General features: G+C 41.6%; 14 protein-coding genes and 1 tRNA gene. 9 read left to right on the forward strand and 6 right to left on the reverse strand.

Features of this window, described 5'->3' with window-relative positions; translation table 11 throughout:
- Positions 1 to 33: 33 nt before the first annotated feature.
- Positions 34 to 231, forward strand: a complete 198-nt coding sequence (locus tag V7K76_RS18090; RefSeq protein WP_334778273.1) for a hypothetical protein — start codon at positions 34 to 36, stop codon at positions 229 to 231.
- 352 nt (positions 232 to 583) lie between these two features.
- Here the strand turns inward: V7K76_RS18090 and V7K76_RS18095 are convergent, their stop codons facing one another.
- Together V7K76_RS18095 and moaC are read right to left on the reverse strand one after the other, a co-directional pair.
- The gene (locus V7K76_RS18095) at positions 584 to 715 is read right to left on the reverse strand and encodes a hypothetical protein (protein WP_334778274.1); all 132 of its coding nucleotides are present in this window, start codon (positions 713 to 715) and stop codon (positions 584 to 586) included.
- Positions 716 to 827: 112 nt separating this feature from the next.
- Positions 828 to 1337 (reverse strand): cyclic pyranopterin monophosphate synthase MoaC, encoded by a 510-nt coding sequence (moaC, locus tag V7K76_RS18100; protein WP_334778275.1) that lies wholly within the window; start codon positions 1335 to 1337, stop codon positions 828 to 830.
- A gap of 34 nt (positions 1338 to 1371) precedes the next feature.
- On the opposite strand from moaC, the gene V7K76_RS18105 reads away from it, so the two are divergent.
- Positions 1372 to 1445 (forward strand) — tRNA-Arg (locus tag V7K76_RS18105).
- Positions 1446 to 1483: 38 nt separating this feature from the next.
- On the opposite strand, the gene V7K76_RS18110 is transcribed toward V7K76_RS18105, so the two are convergent.
- The 3 genes from V7K76_RS18110 to V7K76_RS18120 form a co-directional block, all read right to left on the reverse strand.
- Entirely contained in the window at positions 1484 to 2737 is a 1254-nt protein-coding gene (locus V7K76_RS18110) for an MFS transporter (protein WP_334778276.1), read from the reverse strand.
- A 319-nt stretch (positions 2738 to 3056) separates the two neighbouring features.
- A complete protein-coding gene (locus V7K76_RS18115) occupies positions 3057 to 4070 on the reverse strand; it encodes a glycosyltransferase family 2 protein (protein WP_334953442.1) in 1014 nt (337 codons plus the stop codon).
- A gap of 14 nt (positions 4071 to 4084) precedes the next feature.
- On the reverse strand, positions 4085 to 4789 hold the full coding sequence (locus V7K76_RS18120; RefSeq protein ID WP_334953440.1) for a C40 family peptidase: 705 nt from the start codon (positions 4787 to 4789) through the stop codon (positions 4085 to 4087).
- A 10-nt stretch (positions 4790 to 4799) separates the two neighbouring features.
- Here V7K76_RS18120 and V7K76_RS18125 point away from each other — a divergent pair, with 10 nt between their 5' ends.
- From V7K76_RS18125 to V7K76_RS18155, 7 genes are all read left to right on the forward strand, one after another.
- Complete coding sequence (locus V7K76_RS18125) at positions 4800 to 5732, forward strand: serine hydrolase (protein ID WP_334953438.1); 933 nt, start codon at positions 4800 to 4802, stop codon at positions 5730 to 5732.
- A gap of 309 nt (positions 5733 to 6041) precedes the next feature.
- Positions 6042 to 7325: a proton extrusion protein PcxA gene (locus V7K76_RS18130; RefSeq protein ID WP_334778280.1), complete on the forward strand. Its 1284-nt coding sequence runs from the start codon at positions 6042 to 6044 to the stop codon at positions 7323 to 7325.
- Between the two features lie 176 nt (positions 7326 to 7501).
- Positions 7502 to 7978, forward strand: coding sequence for a hypothetical protein (locus V7K76_RS18135; RefSeq protein ID WP_334778281.1), 477 nt, complete (start codon positions 7502 to 7504; stop codon positions 7976 to 7978).
- Positions 7979 to 8409: 431 nt separating this feature from the next.
- Positions 8410 to 9279: a polyphosphate kinase 2 family protein gene (locus tag V7K76_RS18140; RefSeq protein ID WP_334778282.1), complete on the forward strand. Its 870-nt coding sequence runs from the start codon at positions 8410 to 8412 to the stop codon at positions 9277 to 9279.
- 530 nt (positions 9280 to 9809) lie between these two features.
- Positions 9810 to 10442 (forward strand): chemotaxis protein CheB, encoded by a 633-nt coding sequence (locus V7K76_RS18145; protein WP_334778283.1) that lies wholly within the window; start codon positions 9810 to 9812, stop codon positions 10440 to 10442.
- A 73-nt stretch (positions 10443 to 10515) separates the two neighbouring features.
- Positions 10516 to 12411, forward strand: a complete 1896-nt coding sequence (locus V7K76_RS18150) for a CheR family methyltransferase (protein ID WP_334778284.1) — start codon at positions 10516 to 10518, stop codon at positions 12409 to 12411.
- A gap of 606 nt (positions 12412 to 13017) precedes the next feature.
- The gene (locus V7K76_RS18155; RefSeq protein WP_334778285.1) at positions 13018 to 15096 is read left to right on the forward strand and encodes a PAS domain-containing hybrid sensor histidine kinase/response regulator; all 2079 of its coding nucleotides are present in this window, start codon (positions 13018 to 13020) and stop codon (positions 15094 to 15096) included.
- Positions 15097 to 15607: 511 nt separating this feature from the next.
- Here the strand turns inward: V7K76_RS18155 and V7K76_RS18160 are convergent.
- Positions 15608 to 18025: an ATP-binding protein gene (locus V7K76_RS18160; protein WP_335029917.1), complete on the reverse strand. Its 2418-nt coding sequence runs from the start codon at positions 18023 to 18025 to the stop codon at positions 15608 to 15610.
- Between the last annotated feature and the right edge of the window lie 266 nt (positions 18026 to 18291).

The raw sequence follows: 18291 nt of genomic DNA on the forward strand, positions 1-18291 counted from the left end.
TTTCCCTACTCCCTACTCCCTTCGATCGAAACCGTGATTTTACCGTCTGCACTAGCAAAACCTCAGACATGTGATACATCTGCAATCCAGCAAGCTCAAACAAACTTGACTCAAGCACTAGAAGAGTTTGTCAAAACTATTGAGCAAGCTTCAGGCGATCGCACAGAAAAACTGCAAGCAACAATTTCAGTTGTCATCAGTTTACTTGAGACACTGAAAAAATTGAGTTAAGAGTCGAATGGCACTAAGAAAAGCCCAAAGGCTTGTGTCGTCTTGTTCCCAGCCTCCAGGCTGGGAATGTATTTAAAAGAGGCTCTGCCTCGAATGGCACGCTTGTAAAGGGCAAATCCTTAATATGGCTGGGTTTGGGGTGTAAGGGTGTAAGGGTGTAAGGGAAAGAATTAAAAACGATCATTGCATACTTAACAAATCAGTACTCCTCCCCTACACCCCACACCCCTATACCCCTACACCCAGTCCTCACAAGGGTTTCACGTTTACAAGCGTGACATTCGGCTCTGCCTCTTGTCAAGCTAATAGACATCTCCGAAAAAGAATGTAGAGACGTAGCAGTGCTACGTCTCTACAAGGGTTCTGGATAACCCATCTTTAATTTCTGGAGATGTCTAATGGAGGCGGAGCCTCCCAGAATGGGTTCCCTGCCTAGAGGCAGGGAACCAGTCATAGTAAGGGCTGTATCTTTTCTTAGTGCCATTCAGTTAAGAGTCAGTGTAGGAAGTGGGGAAGAAGCAAGGGAGAAGAGTTTTCCCCTCCGCACCCCGCTCCTTTGCCTCTTTTCAATGCCCAATGCCGCAAAATACTGTAGCTTATTGCTCCGGCGGTAAATAATCTTGTGATTTCCCGCCACTTTTACTTATTAAACGAATGGATTCAATTTGAATCGACTTTTCTAAAGCCTTTGCCATATCGTATAAAGTCAGGGCAGCGACAGAAACGGCGGTTAAGGCTTCCATCTCTACACCGGTTTCAGCTTTGGTTTTGACTGTGGCTTGAATTTGATAACCAGGTAGTTGGGGATCGGGTGTAATTTCGACTGTGATTTTTTGCAAAGGCAAGGGATGACATAGAGGAATTAAAGTTGCTGTTTGTTTGGCTGCCATAATTCCAGCCAATCTTGCAGTTGCCAACACATCCCCTTTTGGGACATTTCCGGCTTGAATGGCAGCGAAGGTGGCTGGCAACATCCGCACATTGGCCGCGGCTACGGCTTGGCGAATGGTGGGTGCTTTATCAGACACATCTACCATCTGTGCCTGTCCTTGGCGATCTAGATGGGTTAGGTTCGCAAAATTAGCTGGAAAATTATCTTGCGTCATTTGGTTAGAACGTGTTAATATAGATTGTCGATGAGGGCGTGTAGCTCAGTGGACTAGAGCACGTGGCTACGGACCACGGTGTCGGGGGTTCGAATCCCTCCTCGCCCGTTTTTAAAAGTTAAGAGTTGAAAGTTAGGAGTGATGAGTTAAATTTCATCACTCCTAAGTTTTAAGTCGTTTAAGGCGTAAGCATCTGGAGCTAGACCTAGTGCGAAGCGTAGGGAGTTGGATAAGTCTTTGCTCGATCGCGTGAGAAAGATCATAAGTGCGAGAAAAGTGATTGCAGCACCGTAGCCAAACATATTCCGGTAGCCTACAAGTTCGGCGATGATGCCCAAAAGAGGAGCAGCGATCGCAATTCCCATATCAAGTCCGGCTATGCATATAGCAAAAACTTTTCCCCGCTCTTGAGGCAAGGAGCGGTCTGCCATCATTGTGATCATCATCGAGATCAGTGTACCACCACCAGCACCTTCAGCGATCGCAGCCAGTAAGAAAACGATCGCGCTGTTAGCCTGCCACAGCAGTAGTAAGGCTAAAACGTAGCACAAAATACCAAAGGTAATAAATAAACCACGACCGAAGCGATCGCTTGCCTTACCAGAAAATATTCTGATACTAAAACTAGAAATTGCCGCAGCTGTAAAAAACAGTCCGCCATTGAAGTCCAGATTAGTGGATTTGAGGAACAGTGACACAAAGGTATGTATAGCACCAAGGGATAAACCAACCAGCAACATCACTATAGTTGGAACTTTCACCCGTGGACTGACCAAAATTTGCCAAAAGTTGCGATTCCCTTCTTCAGTTTGCTCTTGTGTTTGGGCTGGCGGATTAGTGACTTGTACAATCCCCAAGAAGGCGACAAAACCCAATTCAGCAGATAACAAAAATAACGGGCCGTAACCACTTGTAGCTTCTAAATACCCTCCCAAGGCAGGGCCAATTGCTAAACCAATGGGAGTTGTCAGGCTCATGTAACCAATGATTTCACCACGAGTTTGGCCGGGAGCTAAATCTGCGACTAAGGCGCTGTAGCCAGTGGTAAAAGCAGCAACACTAATACCGTGAAAAATCCGCACCAAAATTAATAATCCAATAGATTGGGTTGCTAAGTAACCAAAGGGTGCGATTGTAGCAACTATTGTCCCAATCAGCAAGACAATTTTGCGGCTACGTTCATCGGCTAGCCGTCCCAGCGTCGGGCGAGATAGTAATAACCCAATGGCGAAACTGCCCATAACAAGCCCAATTTCTTGCTTGCTTGCGCCTACTTCATCGATGTAAAGCGGTAGGGTTGGTAAGAGCGAAGACATACTAGACCAGAATAATAAACCTGCTGTAAATAAAACAAGCAGGCTGCGCCGTAGTTCGGTGTCAAAGGTATTAAATGCTTTCAAGGTAGATGCGATTTGATGAGTTTTTTGTCAATCTTAGGGCTGGGGACTGGGGACTGGGGATTGGGGATTGGGGATTGGGTACTGGGGACTAGTAGTCTGTCCCATTAATTTTGAGGGATAAAAGAACGAACCGCATTCGCGCAGCGTCTCGTTAGAGAAGGACGCAAAGAGCGCAAAGGAAGAAAAGTTAAGAATGAGTTCACCCATTATGTTCACCCATTATATTTAATGGTACAGACCACTAGGGACTGGGGAGATTACTAAACCCAATGCCCAATCCCCAATCCCCAATCCCCAATGCCCAATAATTATTGTTACCTTACTTAACATTTTTTGCTACCACTTCTCGCACGCGATATATGGGACGTCCTTGGGATTCGTGGTATGTACGCATGAGCAATTCGGCTAAAAGACCGAAGCAAAACAACTGTACTCCCGTAACAAGTAAGAGAACTGCTAAAATCAGTAAGGGACGATTGCCAATCATCTCACCTAGAGCCAATTTGACGAAAGTCAAGTAAATGCCGATCGCAGTGCCCAAAAACATTGAAATCAAGCCCAACAGCCCAAAAACGTGCATCGGACGGGTGAGGAATTTTTTCATAAACAGAATGGTTAACAAATCCATCAATACGCGAAATGTCCGCCAAATTCCATATTTACTGCGGCCGAAGCGACGGGCATGATGACGTACAGGTACTTCGGTAATTCTAGCTCCTTCGATGTAGGCCAAAGCAGGTAAAAATCGGTGCAATTCCCCGTAGAGGTTCATATCTGCCAACAGTTCGGGACGATAGGCTTTCAATGAACAGCCATAATCATGAATATTCACGCTAGTAGTATGCCGAATTAGCCAATTGGCAATTTTGGAAGGAAGTAACCGATTTACAGCACCATCTTGACGTTTTTGCCGCCAACCACTCACTAAATCGTAACCTTCATCCAGCTTTGCTAATAACATGGGGATATCAGCCGGATCGTTCTGAAGATCGGCATCTAAAGTGACGATCGCTTTACCGACTGCATAATAAAATCCCGCAGCCATCGCCGCCGTTTGTCCGTAATTGCGACGCAAAATCACCGCTTTTAAATCAGTGCGGATTTGCGCCTCTTGTTTGAGAAAATCCCCAGAACCATCTGTAGAACCATCATCCACACAAATGATTTCATAATTTATCTGACTAGAGGCTAAAGTAGATGCGATCGCTTCTAGTAAAAGCGGCAAACTTTCCACCTCGTCATGTATTGGCACCACCACTGAAACATCTGGGACAATTGCTGAAATCCCCCCATTTTCCCCCATCACCCCTTGATCGACTAACCCACTCCTCATAAGCCTCAGCGCCCTCAGCGTCTCTGTGGTTCGTAACTCTTAAAAACTCTACCAGCACCCCGCACCTGCTGATAATATGACTGACTAATCGTATCTCCCTGTTCCGAAAGAACATCAATGCCAATCCCATCTCGTCCCTGATCTTTCCCAGAACTATGGATATAATAACCATCGGCCAAATAAAGTCCGACATGGGTAGCTTTTTGGCTAGTTCCAAAAAATACCAGATCCCCAGCTACTAATTCGGCAATCGTAATTGGTTGAGTGAATCCTTCCTGTTGATAGGCATCTCTAGGTAGCCAAATACCTACCGAAGCAAACGCCGCCTGCATCAACCCAGAACAGTCATAATTTGGCCCCACCGTACCACCCCAAAGGTAATAATTTGGTTGTTGCATCGCTTTTTGGGTAAAGGCGATAATCTCAGTGAGGAATTTTTTAATTTCAGATTCAGAAAATGTTGCCGCCTGATAAGGTACAGTAGCAGGTTGTAATGAATCCAAATCTGAAAGAGATACCCATCCCAGATAGTCATCTTCACATAAATAAACTTCTACTGCTAAATTTTGATAATTTGATGTTACCCATAAATGTCGCCCAGATGCGGCTTGAGTTGCTAAACGCGTACATTCAGGAGAATCATATAAATTCAAGTCAGCTAAACACTGATACTCGCCTGATTTTGGATTTTGGATTTGTGATTTTAGATTAAAGGACATTAATTAGAGAATGATTTTTTTTAATAAAGACGATCAACTAGAAAATCTGGGTAATGGCATTTTAGATGCAGCTTGGGCAGAATTTCCAACCTTAGCGCGTAACCAAATTGCCCTGACTTGGGTTGTTTACGATCCCCCAGTACGAGTAAATACTGGTGGTGCGCTAACTCCCAACGCTTTTTGGGATCACCCAGTTCGTGGTTTTACTTATCGTGGTGTTGAACGGATTTATCCTGCTAGTGTAGTCAAGTTATTTTACCTGGTGGCGGTAAACGAATGGCTAGAAAAAGGCATGACTCAAACTTCCAAGGAGTTGGAGCGAGCCTTACGCGATATGATTGTGGATTCTAGTAATGATGCTACTAGCTTGGTTGTGGATATTTTGAGTGGGACTACCTCAGGGCCAGAATTACCAATCGGGCCCTTTGAAACCTGGCAATATCAGCGTAATATTGTGAACCGCTATTACCAATCGTTGGGTTGGGAAGAACTGGAGACGATTAACGTCTGTCAAAAAACTTGGGGTGATGGCCCTTATGGACGGGAACGGGCGTTTGTAGGAGAGTTACTGGAAAATCGCAATATGTTAACCACAAATGCGATCGCGCGCTTACTGCATAGTATTGTTGGTGGGGTAGCGGTTTCAAGTGGGCGATCGCAAGCTATGATGGCTTTACTGAAACGTCCTCTCAATGATTTGTCCTCTGACACTGAGGAAAATCAGGTGACAGGTTTCTTAGGTAGTGGATTAACTGAAAATGCTCAAATTTGGTCAAAAGCAGGTTGGACAAGTCAAGTTCGCCATGATGCCGCGTATATTGAGTTACCAGAACAACGTCCCTATCTCTTAGTGGTATTTACTGAAGGGAAAGCGCAGGCTAAGAGTCAGGCTATTTTGCCCTTTGTTTCTAAATTAGTTGCTGAAGCGATCGCTAGTCTATGATCTACTCCTGTTTCATCGCCAGAATACTTATTTATTCCTGTGCGTTCTTCCCTGCGAGACGAACCGCGTTATTATTTGTATTGTAAGCGGCATCTTTGGGGTTAATCTGCATGACTCGATTCTAGTCATCAATTGCCCCCTAGAAATCTTCTAAGTTATCGCAGGCAAAACCAGATTATTGTAGGCATTAAGATACTGGAGATTGAAACGAATTGCTGTAGTAGTATAGTCAATATTTTCAATTAGCTATTACCCATTTTTCATGGTTATATAACTATAATACATATTATCTAAATAGTCATATATGTAATGAAAGATTCATTTGCAAAAACAGCAGAATCACTCCGCCAAAATTTCAAAGGATATTTGCGATCGCTTAACCGTTGGTTGTTAAATACACCAGAAAGGGCACTCTTAGAAGCTTACCAAGCCGCTCAGAGAATTAAAAGTATTGAGGACGAACATTTCGATCGCAAAAAAATATCCTTACAGTCAGGAAAATATACTGAGAATGTCATGTCTTATTGGCAAGTATATCTCAATAAGAACTTAACTATTATTAAAATTAGGCTGGCAGAATTCCAACTTAGTCGGGGAATTGTCAATATTTCTAATTCAGTTTTGTTAGAAAAACTAAAGGTTATTGATGAAGTCGTAGAAAGATACGCTATCAAAGATGAAATAATTAACAACAGCCCATTAGCGTCAACTTCTCAACCTCTTACAAATAATCAGAACAGAATAAAAAGACAGCCAAACTTATCTAACATCAGTAATATTGATGTTAAACCTCCAACTCAAACAAATGGGGTGATTCCGGGTTCTATTGGCAGAACAATTCATAAAATCCAAGAAGATTTTGCACCCCAGACAGAAGAAGAGTTTATCAGGAATTATCGCATTTCTAAAAGTAGAACAATAATTGCCTTGAGATTTTTGGTAATTCTAATTATTGTACCGCTTTTAACTCAGTTTTTATCTAAAGAATTTTTAGTAACTCCAATATTACAAAGAGTTAGAGGAGATAATATAACTCAAATTTTCATCAATTCTGACATGGAAAAAGAAGCTCTCCATGAGTTCCATAATTTTCAACAATCACTGAGATTTGAATATTTCCTTAATCAAGCGCCGCCACTTTCTTCAGAGTTAATACAAGAAAAAATCAAAGACAAAGCTGTTGAGATATCTGAAGAATTTCGCACAAAAAGTAATAGTAGTCTTGGTAATGTTTTTGCTGATTTAATCTCACTATTTTCTTTTGGGATAATTATCGCTCTGAGCAAAAGAGAAATTGTAATTCTCAAGTCTTTTATGGATACCATTGTCTATGGTCTTAGTGATAGTGCTAAGGCTTTTTTGATTATTTTGCTTACAGATATATTTGTAGGATTTCACTCACCAGATGGCTGGGAAGTCCTTTTGGCAGGATTCGCAGAACATTTAGGTCTACCAGCCAGTAGAAATGTCATCTTTTTCTTTATTGCTACATTTCCGGTGATTTTAAACACTATCTTTAAATACTGGATATTCCGCTATCTCAGTCGTTTATCTCCTTCAGCATTAGCTACATTAAAAGAGATGGATGAGTAATAGTCGCTTCTCTACGAGACGCCAAGGGCGAACGCTCCGAATTCAAAATTCAAAATTCAAAATTCAAAATTAATGATCCCCATAAATATTACGAATTACTAATTACGAATTATTTTGCCGCTTTTGTTTCCTAATTCGCTAGGCTTATGTATATCCTGGTTCTTCTGAAACGTGCTATGGATTTTGAAAGCAAAGCCAATGCCCCAACTCCTACAGACAATATAGAGTTTGCTCAACCAACGACTACTCGTAAGCCACTACAGTTATTGCGAGATACTGAGGCTTTGCTACGTCGTCCAACTGTAGCAACACTATCGCCGATTTTGCCACCAAAACTGAGCAATAGATTTCAAGCAACCTCATCTTTGGCAGATGAATCCTTTAAGGAACTGGCAGAAATTGACCTAAATACTATTAGTGATTTTGAACTGCGTCCGGCACGAATTCTTGTTGGCTTGAGCCTTGTTGGCTTTGGGGCACTCATGATATTGGTGCTGCTGCTATACTTAAACACACTGCATCCAGAACTCAGTACAGTTGAGAAAATTCGGAAATATTGGTATCAATATGTTTGGTTTGTCAGCTTAGGTGTCACTGGGATGTTTATCTTGGGACGTGAAGCAATGCGTCCGATAACAAAGCAACGGAAGTAATTGATTAATAGGGAGCATCCCAATGAGAGCTTAAATCTTTTCCCTCACCCCTAGCCCCTCTCCCAAAGATGGGAGAGGGGAGACATAATTCTAGTTCCCCTTCTCCCAAAGATGGGAGAAGGGGTTAGGGGATGAGGGCTATCAAGGTTTTTGCACATTTGGGATGCTCCCGATTAATAAATTATAATTTTCAACAATTAATACTTCCAAATATGCTTGGCTATTAACAAACTCCGTGGGTTTAAGTCCCCCGGTTCAATAACCGGTAAGTTTTGGGTCGGGGTCTAAATCCCCGGACGCGACTCGAAAATACTCGCTTGCCGCCGGCGCTATCGCAGACTCGCTTTGCGCGTCGCTTTCACAAAACTTACTTGCGACTTGCGACTTGCGACTTACGACTTGTTTTAATTAGCCATTAGGAGATTTTATACATGAATCATGATGCTTTTATTGTTCCGCCAGGTTCAAAGATTTCTCTGAAAAAAAACTATGACCCAGCTTATAAAACTGATTTTTATGAAAAAAGTGATGCTGCCACCAAATTACAGAAAGATGTTGAACGACTAGCTAATTACCAAAATATTCTCTATGCTCAAAACACTTATGCTTTATTAATTATTTTTCAAGCAATGGATGCTGCTGGCAAAGATAGCACTATTAAACATGTGACTTCTGGTGTGAACCCACAAGGATTTCAGGTGTTTAGTTTTAAGGGGCCAAGTGCGGAAGAATTAGACCATGATTATCTGTGGCGTTCAATGAAGGCTTTGCCAGAAAGAGGTCGAATTGGCATATTCAATCGTTCATATTATGAAGAAGCGTTAGTAGTTCGTGTCCACCCAGAAATGCTGAAAAAACAACAACTTCCTCACTTTCCTGAGGGGAAAAAGATATGGAAACAGCGTTTTGAAGAAATTAATAATTTTGAAAAATATTTGGTAAACAATGGTGTGATTATCCTGAAGTTTTTTCTAAATGTATCGAAATCAGAGCAGAAAAAACGCTTTTTAGAACGAATAGAATTTCCTGAAAAGAATTGGAAATTTTCAGATAATGATGTCCGAGAACGAGCTTTTTGGGATGATTATATGAATGCTTATGAAGAAGTTTTTAACAACACTAGTACTAAATGGGCCCCGTGGTATATTATTCCTGCCGATCGCAAATGGTTTACACGGCTGACTGTTGCCAATATCATCTGCACAAAACTAGAAGAATTAAATCTGCAATACCCGACAGTTAGTGAAGAACATAAGCAGCAACTTTTAGAGGCGAAACGCATTCTAGAGGAGGAAGATTGAAGAAGAATTCAGAAGTCAGAATTCAGGAGTCAGAATCAAGATGCTCGAATACTCGCTAACGCTTCGCTATCCGCCAGTCGCACAAAATTCATTCTGTTAGCGGTAGCGGGGCGTTTAGCCCATTCTGGCTCCTGACTCCTGAATTCTGTTCGATAAGTAAAGGCAAGAAATTCTGAAGTAGTTGAGATATATAGCAATTCGATTTGATTTTTGAACTTATAGCGGTTCTCGTTGACGTGAGGTACACCCGTAGGGGCAATACCCTGCGGGAAGCCGCTTTGCGTCTACCTGAATTACCCCTACACCTTGCGATATAATTTTGTACCGCATTTGAGTGACAACCGCTATATTTGCGTAAGCAGGGAATAGGGAATAGGGAATCAGGCTTTTTAAGTTGAGCGCGAGTTTTTTAAAAAATAAAATAGGAGCTTTATACTGTATAATTTATCCAAAGAAGGATTTGAAAACTTAACTTTATTAATGCTGTCTTTAACTAAAAAAGTTACGCAGATAGTCATAGATGGAAAATTATGATTCAGATGGCAGAAAATGCCAACAATCATCCGCTTAATTTTACTAATACTGCCTTTGATATAGTAGCGATCGCAGCCTCCGCAGGCGGTCTGACTGCTCTAGTTAAAGTACTATCCACTCTACCTGCAAAATTTCCAGCCGCGATCGCCATTGTGCAACACCTCGGTCCCCAACACCGTTCGTTCATGGCAGAAATTCTCAGTCGGCGGACGGCTATTACTGTCAAACAAGCACAAGAAGGAGATTGTCTAACCCCTGGAACGGCTTACGTTGCCCCACCCAATCGTCACCTGTTGGTTAAGAGTGACGGCACTCTTTCCTTATCACAGTCGGAATTAGTACATTTTTTACGTCCTTCGGCTGATTTATTATTTGAATCGGTTGCAGGTATTTATCAAGAAAGAGCGATCGCTGTTGTACTCACTGGAACAGGTAGCGATGGTGCGATGGGAGTAGAAGCGATAAAAAAAATGGGCGGTACTGTCATTGTCCAAGACGTAGAAACCGCCGAATTTTCGGGGATGCCCTCCGCCGCCATTCAAACTGGTAATATAGATTTTATTCTCCCCCTCAATGAAATTTCCAGCACCCTGGTGACTTTGGTCATGGGGAATGTTGAAATAAACTGAGATATTGCATCATCAAAATTAATTTTGAGGTTAATAGATAAAAAAATACTTTTAATCTAAAATCCAAAATGGTATGGCTTCTGCCGAAAAAGATCCAAAGTTTGAAAATTTACTGATTTATCTTAGACAAAACCGGGGATTTGATTTTACAGGCTATAAACGCTCGACTTTGATCCGTCGGGTACTCAAACGGATGCAGTCATTAACTATAGAAAATTTTGAAGAATATCAAGACTATCTAGAAGTTTATCCAGAAGAATTTAATTATCTTTTTAACACTATCCTAATTAACGTTACGGCTTTTTTTCGAGATTCATCAGCTTGGGAATATATCGCAGAAGAAATACTGCCTAATCTGATTAGAAATAAAAAAAAATCTGACCAAATTCGCATCTGGAGCGCTGGCTGTGCTTCTGGAGAAGAAGCTTATACCCTAGCAATGTTGATGGCTGAAATATTGGGAGCAGAGGAATTTCGCCAACGAGTGAAAATCTACGCTACAGATGTAGATGAAGATGCTCTCAACCAAGCGCGTCTTGCGGTGTATTCAGCCAAAGATATCCAAGCAGTACCAGATGAACTGCGCCAGAAATACTTTGAAATTGTCGGCAATCGCTATGTTTTCCGCCAAGACTTGCGTCGGTCAGTAATTTTTGGTCGCCACGATCTACTTCAGGATGCGCCCATTTCGCGCTTAGATTTACTGGTCAGCCGCAATACATTAATGTATTTTAATTCTGAGACTCAAGGACGAATTCTGGCCCGGTTTCATTTTGCACTCAATGATCATGGCTTTCTGTTTTTGGGGAAAGCAGAGATGCTATTGATGCATTCTAGTCTGTTTCTACCACTGGACTTAAAAAACCGGATATTTACTAAAGTATCAACGGTGAATCTACGCGATCGCCTTTTAGTTATGGCAAATTCAGTAGATGATGAATCTAGCAGCCGATTGGCTAGACACCTCCGGTTGCGAGATATGGGTTTTGACACAGCCCCAATCGCCCAAATAATCATTGATATCAATGGTCTTTTGGTAATGGTGAACGAGCAGGCGCGGACTTTGTTCGCCCTTTCCCCGAAAGATTTAGCTCGTCCCTTCCAGGATCTAGAACTTTCTTATCGGCCGGTTGAATTGCGATCGCTAATTGAACGGGCTTATACTGAACGCCGTCCTGTGAGCCTCACAAATGTAGAGCGCTATTTGTCTAACACAGAAACCCAATATCTGGATGTGCAAATTACGCCTTTACAAGAAACAGATACCAGCTTTTTAGGGGTCAGCATCTCCTTTCATGATGTCACCCGTTATATTCAACTCCAAGATGCCCTGCAACGTTCCCAACAGGAATTAGAAACTACTAACGAAGAACTGCAATCTACTAATGAAGAATTAGAAACTACTAACGAAGAACTGCAATCTACTAATGAAGAATTAGAAACTACTAACGAAGAACTGCAATCTACTAATGAAGAATTGGAGACGATGAATGAAGAACTCCAATCTACTAATGAAGAATTACAGACAATTAATTACGAACTGAGCGATCGCACCACAGAACTTAATCGCACAAACATTTTCCTTGCCTCTATTCTCAGAAGTTTCCAAACGGGAATAGTGGTAATTGACAGCAGCTTTAATATCTCTATTTGGAATTACGTGGTAGAAGATTTATGGGGCTTGCGAACTGATGAAGTGATTGGAAAGTCTATTTTCAGCCTAGACATTGGGCTACCCGTCGAGCAGTTGCGATCGCCTATCCGCGATTCTCTATCTGGGAAAAAACAGTTTCAAGAAATGATCCTCGATGCTACCAATCGTCGGGGTAGACAAATAAAATGTTATCTGGCAATTACTCCACTGCTTGGCATTGAAATGCGAGGAGCAGTTTTGATGATGGTAGATATAGAGAGAGTCAATAGTATGATTTCTACTCAAGAGATGGAGGAACGGCAGCAACAGGAATGAATCAATTCAAAATTCAAAATGACGCTCTCTACGAGACGCTAAAAGCGAACGCGGACTCGCTAACGCTGCGCTAACAAAATTAAAGACAGCCACCCACAAGGAGTGGGGTTTCTACCTACCTTGGGAAACAATGATTCTTTCTCGTGCGAACGCGCCACTTGCAGGCGTTCGCGTAGCGGGACGTACCCCTACGGGGATCTTGCTACGCGGTAGCGTCTCGTAGAGAAGTACGGTTTTAAACCTCACTTCTTTTCATAAAACAGGAGTCAGTAATTGCTGAAATACTTACATAGCTAAACCAGAATTTGATACTGGATTTATTGGCTTTTTTGCTGTATAATTAAGATAGTTTCCTGTAAAGTTTGTTTTACAAGCTAAAAGTCGTCTAACTATAGTAGTGGTAAAGAATTTAGTTAGACTACATATTATTTTTTACAAATCATACAATACTTTGATGCTGTACACAAGCATTACGCTACAAATAGGCTAAAGCCTACAATTAACCTTCATCCCCGCATCTATTGCACGTATGTGTCTTCCTGGGTCAGGCACATACTGAGGGTTTTTAGGCATTTCCCTTATAAAAGAAGGCTAAGAAAAGTGCAAATGACCAAAGATAATTTTAAACAAGCCATTGTCGAAGCGCATCAGCGATTAGAAAATCTCTCACAGCTTGCAAGTCTGGCGGCAGAGAAATCTATAGGACAGGATTCCCCTAAAGACCTTTTGCAACAAGCGATGACCGAAATCTCTATTTCTCTGGAAGAGTTGCAGCAACAAAATGAGGAATTGATTGCTACACGCCATTTGCTAGAAGCAGAAAGCCAACGTTATTACGATTTATTTAACTTTGCCCCAGATGGTTACTTGCTTACAGATGCTACTGGAATTATCCAAGAAGCTAACTATGCTGCGGCTAAGTTATTGAAGGTGCGCCAGTCTTACCTGATTGGTAAACCACTGGCTGTATTTGTGCATCAGACAGAACGGCAGAAATTTCGTCAAATTATGCTGCAATTGCAACAGCAGGGGCAAATCCGCAGAGAAGAGTTACAGATTTCTCATGAAGAAGGAACTACAGACTTTCCCGCAGAACTAACAGCGATCGCAGTGGAAGATAGTCAGGGTAAAACTGGAAACTTGCGTTGGTTATTCAGAGACATTAGCGATCGCCGCCAGCAAGACCAGAAAATTCGCGAACAAGCTGCCCTATTAGACATCACAACAGACGCAATTATTGTAGAAGATTTGCACAACCAAATCTTATTCTGGAACCAAGGCGCAGAGAAGATGTACGGCTGGCAAGTTCAGGAAGCTCAAGGAAACAACGCCTGGGAACTTTTATTTAAAAAAACCTCACCTCTACTATCAATAGCTCAGAAAACTGTTATTGAGCATGGAACATGGCAGGGAGAGTTGCATAAATTTACAAAAGATGGTGAAGAACTAATCATTGCTAGTCGCTGGACGTTGATGCTTGATGCCGTCGGCTTGCCTAAATCAATCCTGATCGTTGACACCGATATTACCGAGAAAAAACAACTCGAAACTCAGCTATTGCGTAGTCAACGTTTAGAAAGCTTAGGCACTCTCGCTAGCGGTATCGCTCACGATCTCAATAATCTTCTCACTCCAATCATGGGAATTGCTCATCTGCTGCCCCTAAAATATCCCCATCTTGATGACGTTTCGCTGCAAATGCTGAAGATACTAGAAACCAATGCCAAACGGGGCGGTGATTTGGTGGGGCAAATTTTGTCATTTACCGGTGGTTATGAAAGAGAACACACAATCGTGCTTGTATCGCAACTCATCGAAGACATCAAGCAGATAGCCAAACAAGCATTTCCCAAATTGATCGATATCAAAACAGATATAGCGCCAAATGTCGGGATGGTTGTCGGAGACAGCACCGCACTGCATCAGGTGTTAATGAACCTAGTAGTCAATGCTCGTGATGCCATGCCCAATGGCGGTAAACTCTGTATTTCTGCCGCCAAGGTGTTCATTGATGAAAACTATGCCAGGATGCACATTGGCGCAACAGTTAATTCCTACGTGAAGATTACAGTTACGGATACTGGAGTTGGCATTCACTCAGAAATTATCGATCGGATTTTTGATCCCTTTTTCACCACTAAAGAAATAGGTAAGGGTACGGGACTGGGTTTATCTATATTGATGGGCATCGTCAAAAGCCACGGTGGTTTTGTGGAAGTAGCCAGCGAGGTAGGAATTGGGACTAAATTCCAAGTATACCTGCCAAGCAAGGAGGGCAGCATTTCTCAAGTAATAGATGAGATAGAACTGCCAAGAGGTCAGGGAGAATTGATTTTAGTCGTCGATGATGAAGTAGCCATCACTCACATCACCAAAACCACATTGGAATTCTCTAACTACAAAGTATTGACTGCCCAAAATGGGATTGAGGCCATTGCGCTGTACACTGAGCATAAAGATGAAATTAGGCTGGTGCTGATGGATATAATGATGCCGTTAATGGGTGGGGAAGCAACCATCAGCACCTTGCAAATCATCAACCCGCAAGTGCAAATTATTGCCATGAGTGGATTAGCTAGGTCTGAGGCATTAGTACAAACTACGGGTATTGGTATCCAAGGCTTTTTATTGAAACCTTTCACCGCCAATCAATTATTGAGCCTTGCTCAAACAATATTCCGGTGACCAAGCCCCGTTGGGGCGGGAGTAGGGAGTAGGGAGTAGGGAGTAGGGGAAAAAAACTAGCCCCAACAACCAGTGGGATACAAGCCCCGTCTTTCAAGACGAGAGCATTGGCCCGTGGTTTCAAGCCCCAACCAATGCCGTCTTCCCTACTCCCAACTAAGAGTTCCCTACTCCCTGTTGGTTGACGTACCTACACCGTCTGAGTACAGGTCGGTGTAGGCTTATGGGCGAATTAAACTCAACGAGGTTGTCACCAACCCCGTTGGTCTTCAAAACCCTGCAAGTAATTGGATAATATTTTAACGAACTTTGGGGGTTTAAGTCCCCAGCAATACAGGCAGCCCGTTTTGGGTCGGGGTCTAAATCCCCGTCCCAAAACGTAATTGCGAATTGCGTTAGCGAGTCTTCTCCCAAAGGGAGACGCTAAGAGCGAACGAGCGTCATTGCGAATTGCGAATTGTTTTAATTGATAGTCCCTAACTCCTAACTCCTAACTCCTAACTCCTAACTCCTAACTCCTAATTAAAAATTCTTGGATACGTTTAAGAAACTCTTCTAACTCTACGATTAAGTCAGTTGTACCTCCACGCTCTTGGTCGTAAGCTAGTTGTTCTATTTTTTCTATTGCTAGACGCATGGTTGTGATTCCCATATTGGCACTGGAACCTTTAATTTGATGGATTTGGAGCGCTATTTGATCAAAGTCATGAGTTGCGATCGCTACTTTTATAATCTCTAGACGAGGTTCAATATCTTCAACAAACATTTGCAGTAGTTCTAATTCAAATTCTGGGTTGTTTTCAGAAAGTTGATGCAAGCGTTCCCAATCAATTGGGAGGTCAACTAAATCTACATTTGTTGTAGAAACTGTCTGCTCTGTGGTATCTATTTCTTTTGCCTTGAATATTACATTTTTCCAATGCTGAAGTGTCGCCGCCAAATCTTCTTTCATCACCGGCTTGCTTAAATAGTCGTCCATGCCGGCATTTAGACACATTTGTTTGTCTTGTTTCATCGCATTAGCTGTCATCGCAATTACCACAGGACGACGACCACTAGCAAAGCTGCTTTCTTGCCAACGGTGAATTTGTTTTGTGGTTTCCAAACCGTCGAGAAACGGCATTTGGCAATCCATCAGAATCAAATCGTAAGGAACTTTTTCTAATAGCTGCAACGCTTCTTTCCCATTATTAGCGACATCAGCACTGTAGCCGAGGTTTTGGAGTTGCTTCAAGGCTATTTTCTGATTTACCAAATTATCTTCAGTTAAAAGAATTCTTAATTTATGGAATTCAGGAGACGGAGAAGAAGAATCGGGGACGCTGACTAACTCCTGACTCTTGAAGGCCAGTTGCTTCACTTGGGGAGACTCGATCGCACAGAAGACTGCATTGGCTGTTGCTGACTCCTCTGGAACAACAGAGGCGGCAATCGTAAAGTAAAATGTGCTACCGACACTAAGCTCACTTTCAACCCAAATTCTGCCACCCATTAACTCGCACAGTTGCTTGCAGATGGCAAGACCTAACCCAGTACCGCCATACTGTCGATTAATGGAGGAGTTAACTTGACTGAAAGCTTTAAATAAACGCTCCAGGCGATCGCGTGGAATTCCAATGCCTGTATCTTTAACACTAAACTGAATTTCGTCAGTATTTGCAGCAGAATGATTAATATCGCTATTCTTGCGGGTTGTAACTGAAACTTCTATGCTTCCAGTTTCGGTAAATTTAATCGCATTACTGATTAAATTAATCAAGATTTGGCGCAGTCTGGTGATATCTCCCACAATCGTAGTCGGAAGTTCAGGAGTATCTAAAAATGTGAGTTTTAAACCTTTTTCTCTAGCTGTTGGCCCAAGCATATAAAGAGCCTCATGAATGCAATTTCGCAAAGCAAAAGGTTCTGCTTCTAGTTCCAAGTGGCCTGATTGAATTTTAGAGAAATCAAGGAAATCGTTAATAATTTTGAGTAAGAAATTTCCGTTTGTGTAAATGGTTTCAACAAAATATTTCTGTTCAGCAGTCAATTCAGTATATAGCAACAAACTAGCCATACCACTTACCGACGCGATCGGAGTCCGAACTTCATGGCTAATCATCGCTAAGAATTCCTGTTTAGCAAGTTCTGCCTGTTTTCGTTCAGTTATGTCTCGCAAAATATAAATATAACCTTGAAAATGTTCAATTTCTGTTTTGACTATTGAGGATGAGAAAGCTACAGGAATTGTTTTACCACTTTTGGTATAGCAAATGCTTTCTATCTCTTTTACTAAAGTATTTATGTCTTGACCATGAGATATATCAATACATTCCATATCTGCAACTATCAGTGGATATTTATTGACTTCTTTAATAACTTTTGTGATAGGTTGTCCGATTAGTTCTACCTCGTTGTATTGCAATAAAATTTGTGCAGCATAATTGATTTTTTTTATCTGCCCTGATAGTGTGGTCACTAATAAAGCGTCTGCCATTGATGTCACAATTTGGTCAATATATTGTTTAGATGCCTTGAAGTTACGTAGCAAAAGATTTGCTTCATTTGCACCTTGAAATAAAGATTGCTCAAGAAGCATCCGTTCTGTTGCATTTTCGACAACAATGATGATTCGATTCCTAGAATGGTCTTCTTGGTGATTATTAGTAATCCGAATATCAATATACAAGGGAGAATCTGAATCTTGCGATCGCATAATTCCCTTTAATTCAAAATTATCTTGCTCTCCCTGTCGAATTGCATCGAAAATATCTTCAATTCCCTGTAATTCAGGAAACACAATCCTAACATCCTGACCAAACTTCACTTCATGAGGAATATCAGCAAAATGATTAACTCCCAAAGACATTTCTATAATTTTGAAATTTTCATCAATTATTAAATATTCAATACCACATATAGATAATAGCTTTGTCAACAATGAGTCCATCTTACTAAATTAGCCGATTGGCTAAAGATTGAAATATTTGATCAACTAATTAGGGGTTGTTGTACAGCTTTTGCTCGCGCCAGCGCTAATTTTTGAGATTTGTTCACGCTAGTATGGTCATAACTATAACCTATATTTTTTAAATGTTTATTTGGATGCTGATTTAGAAAAAACTTGATCTGTTGAACCTTATGCTGTAAATCCGTTTTCATTAAACTCGCTGATTCGCGTTGAAAGTAAAATCGAATTTTAATCTGTGGGAGTTG

Source organism: Nostoc sp. (assembly GCF_036917975.1).
Classification (GTDB): Bacteria; Cyanobacteriota; Cyanobacteriia; order Cyanobacteriales; family Nostocaceae; genus Nostoc.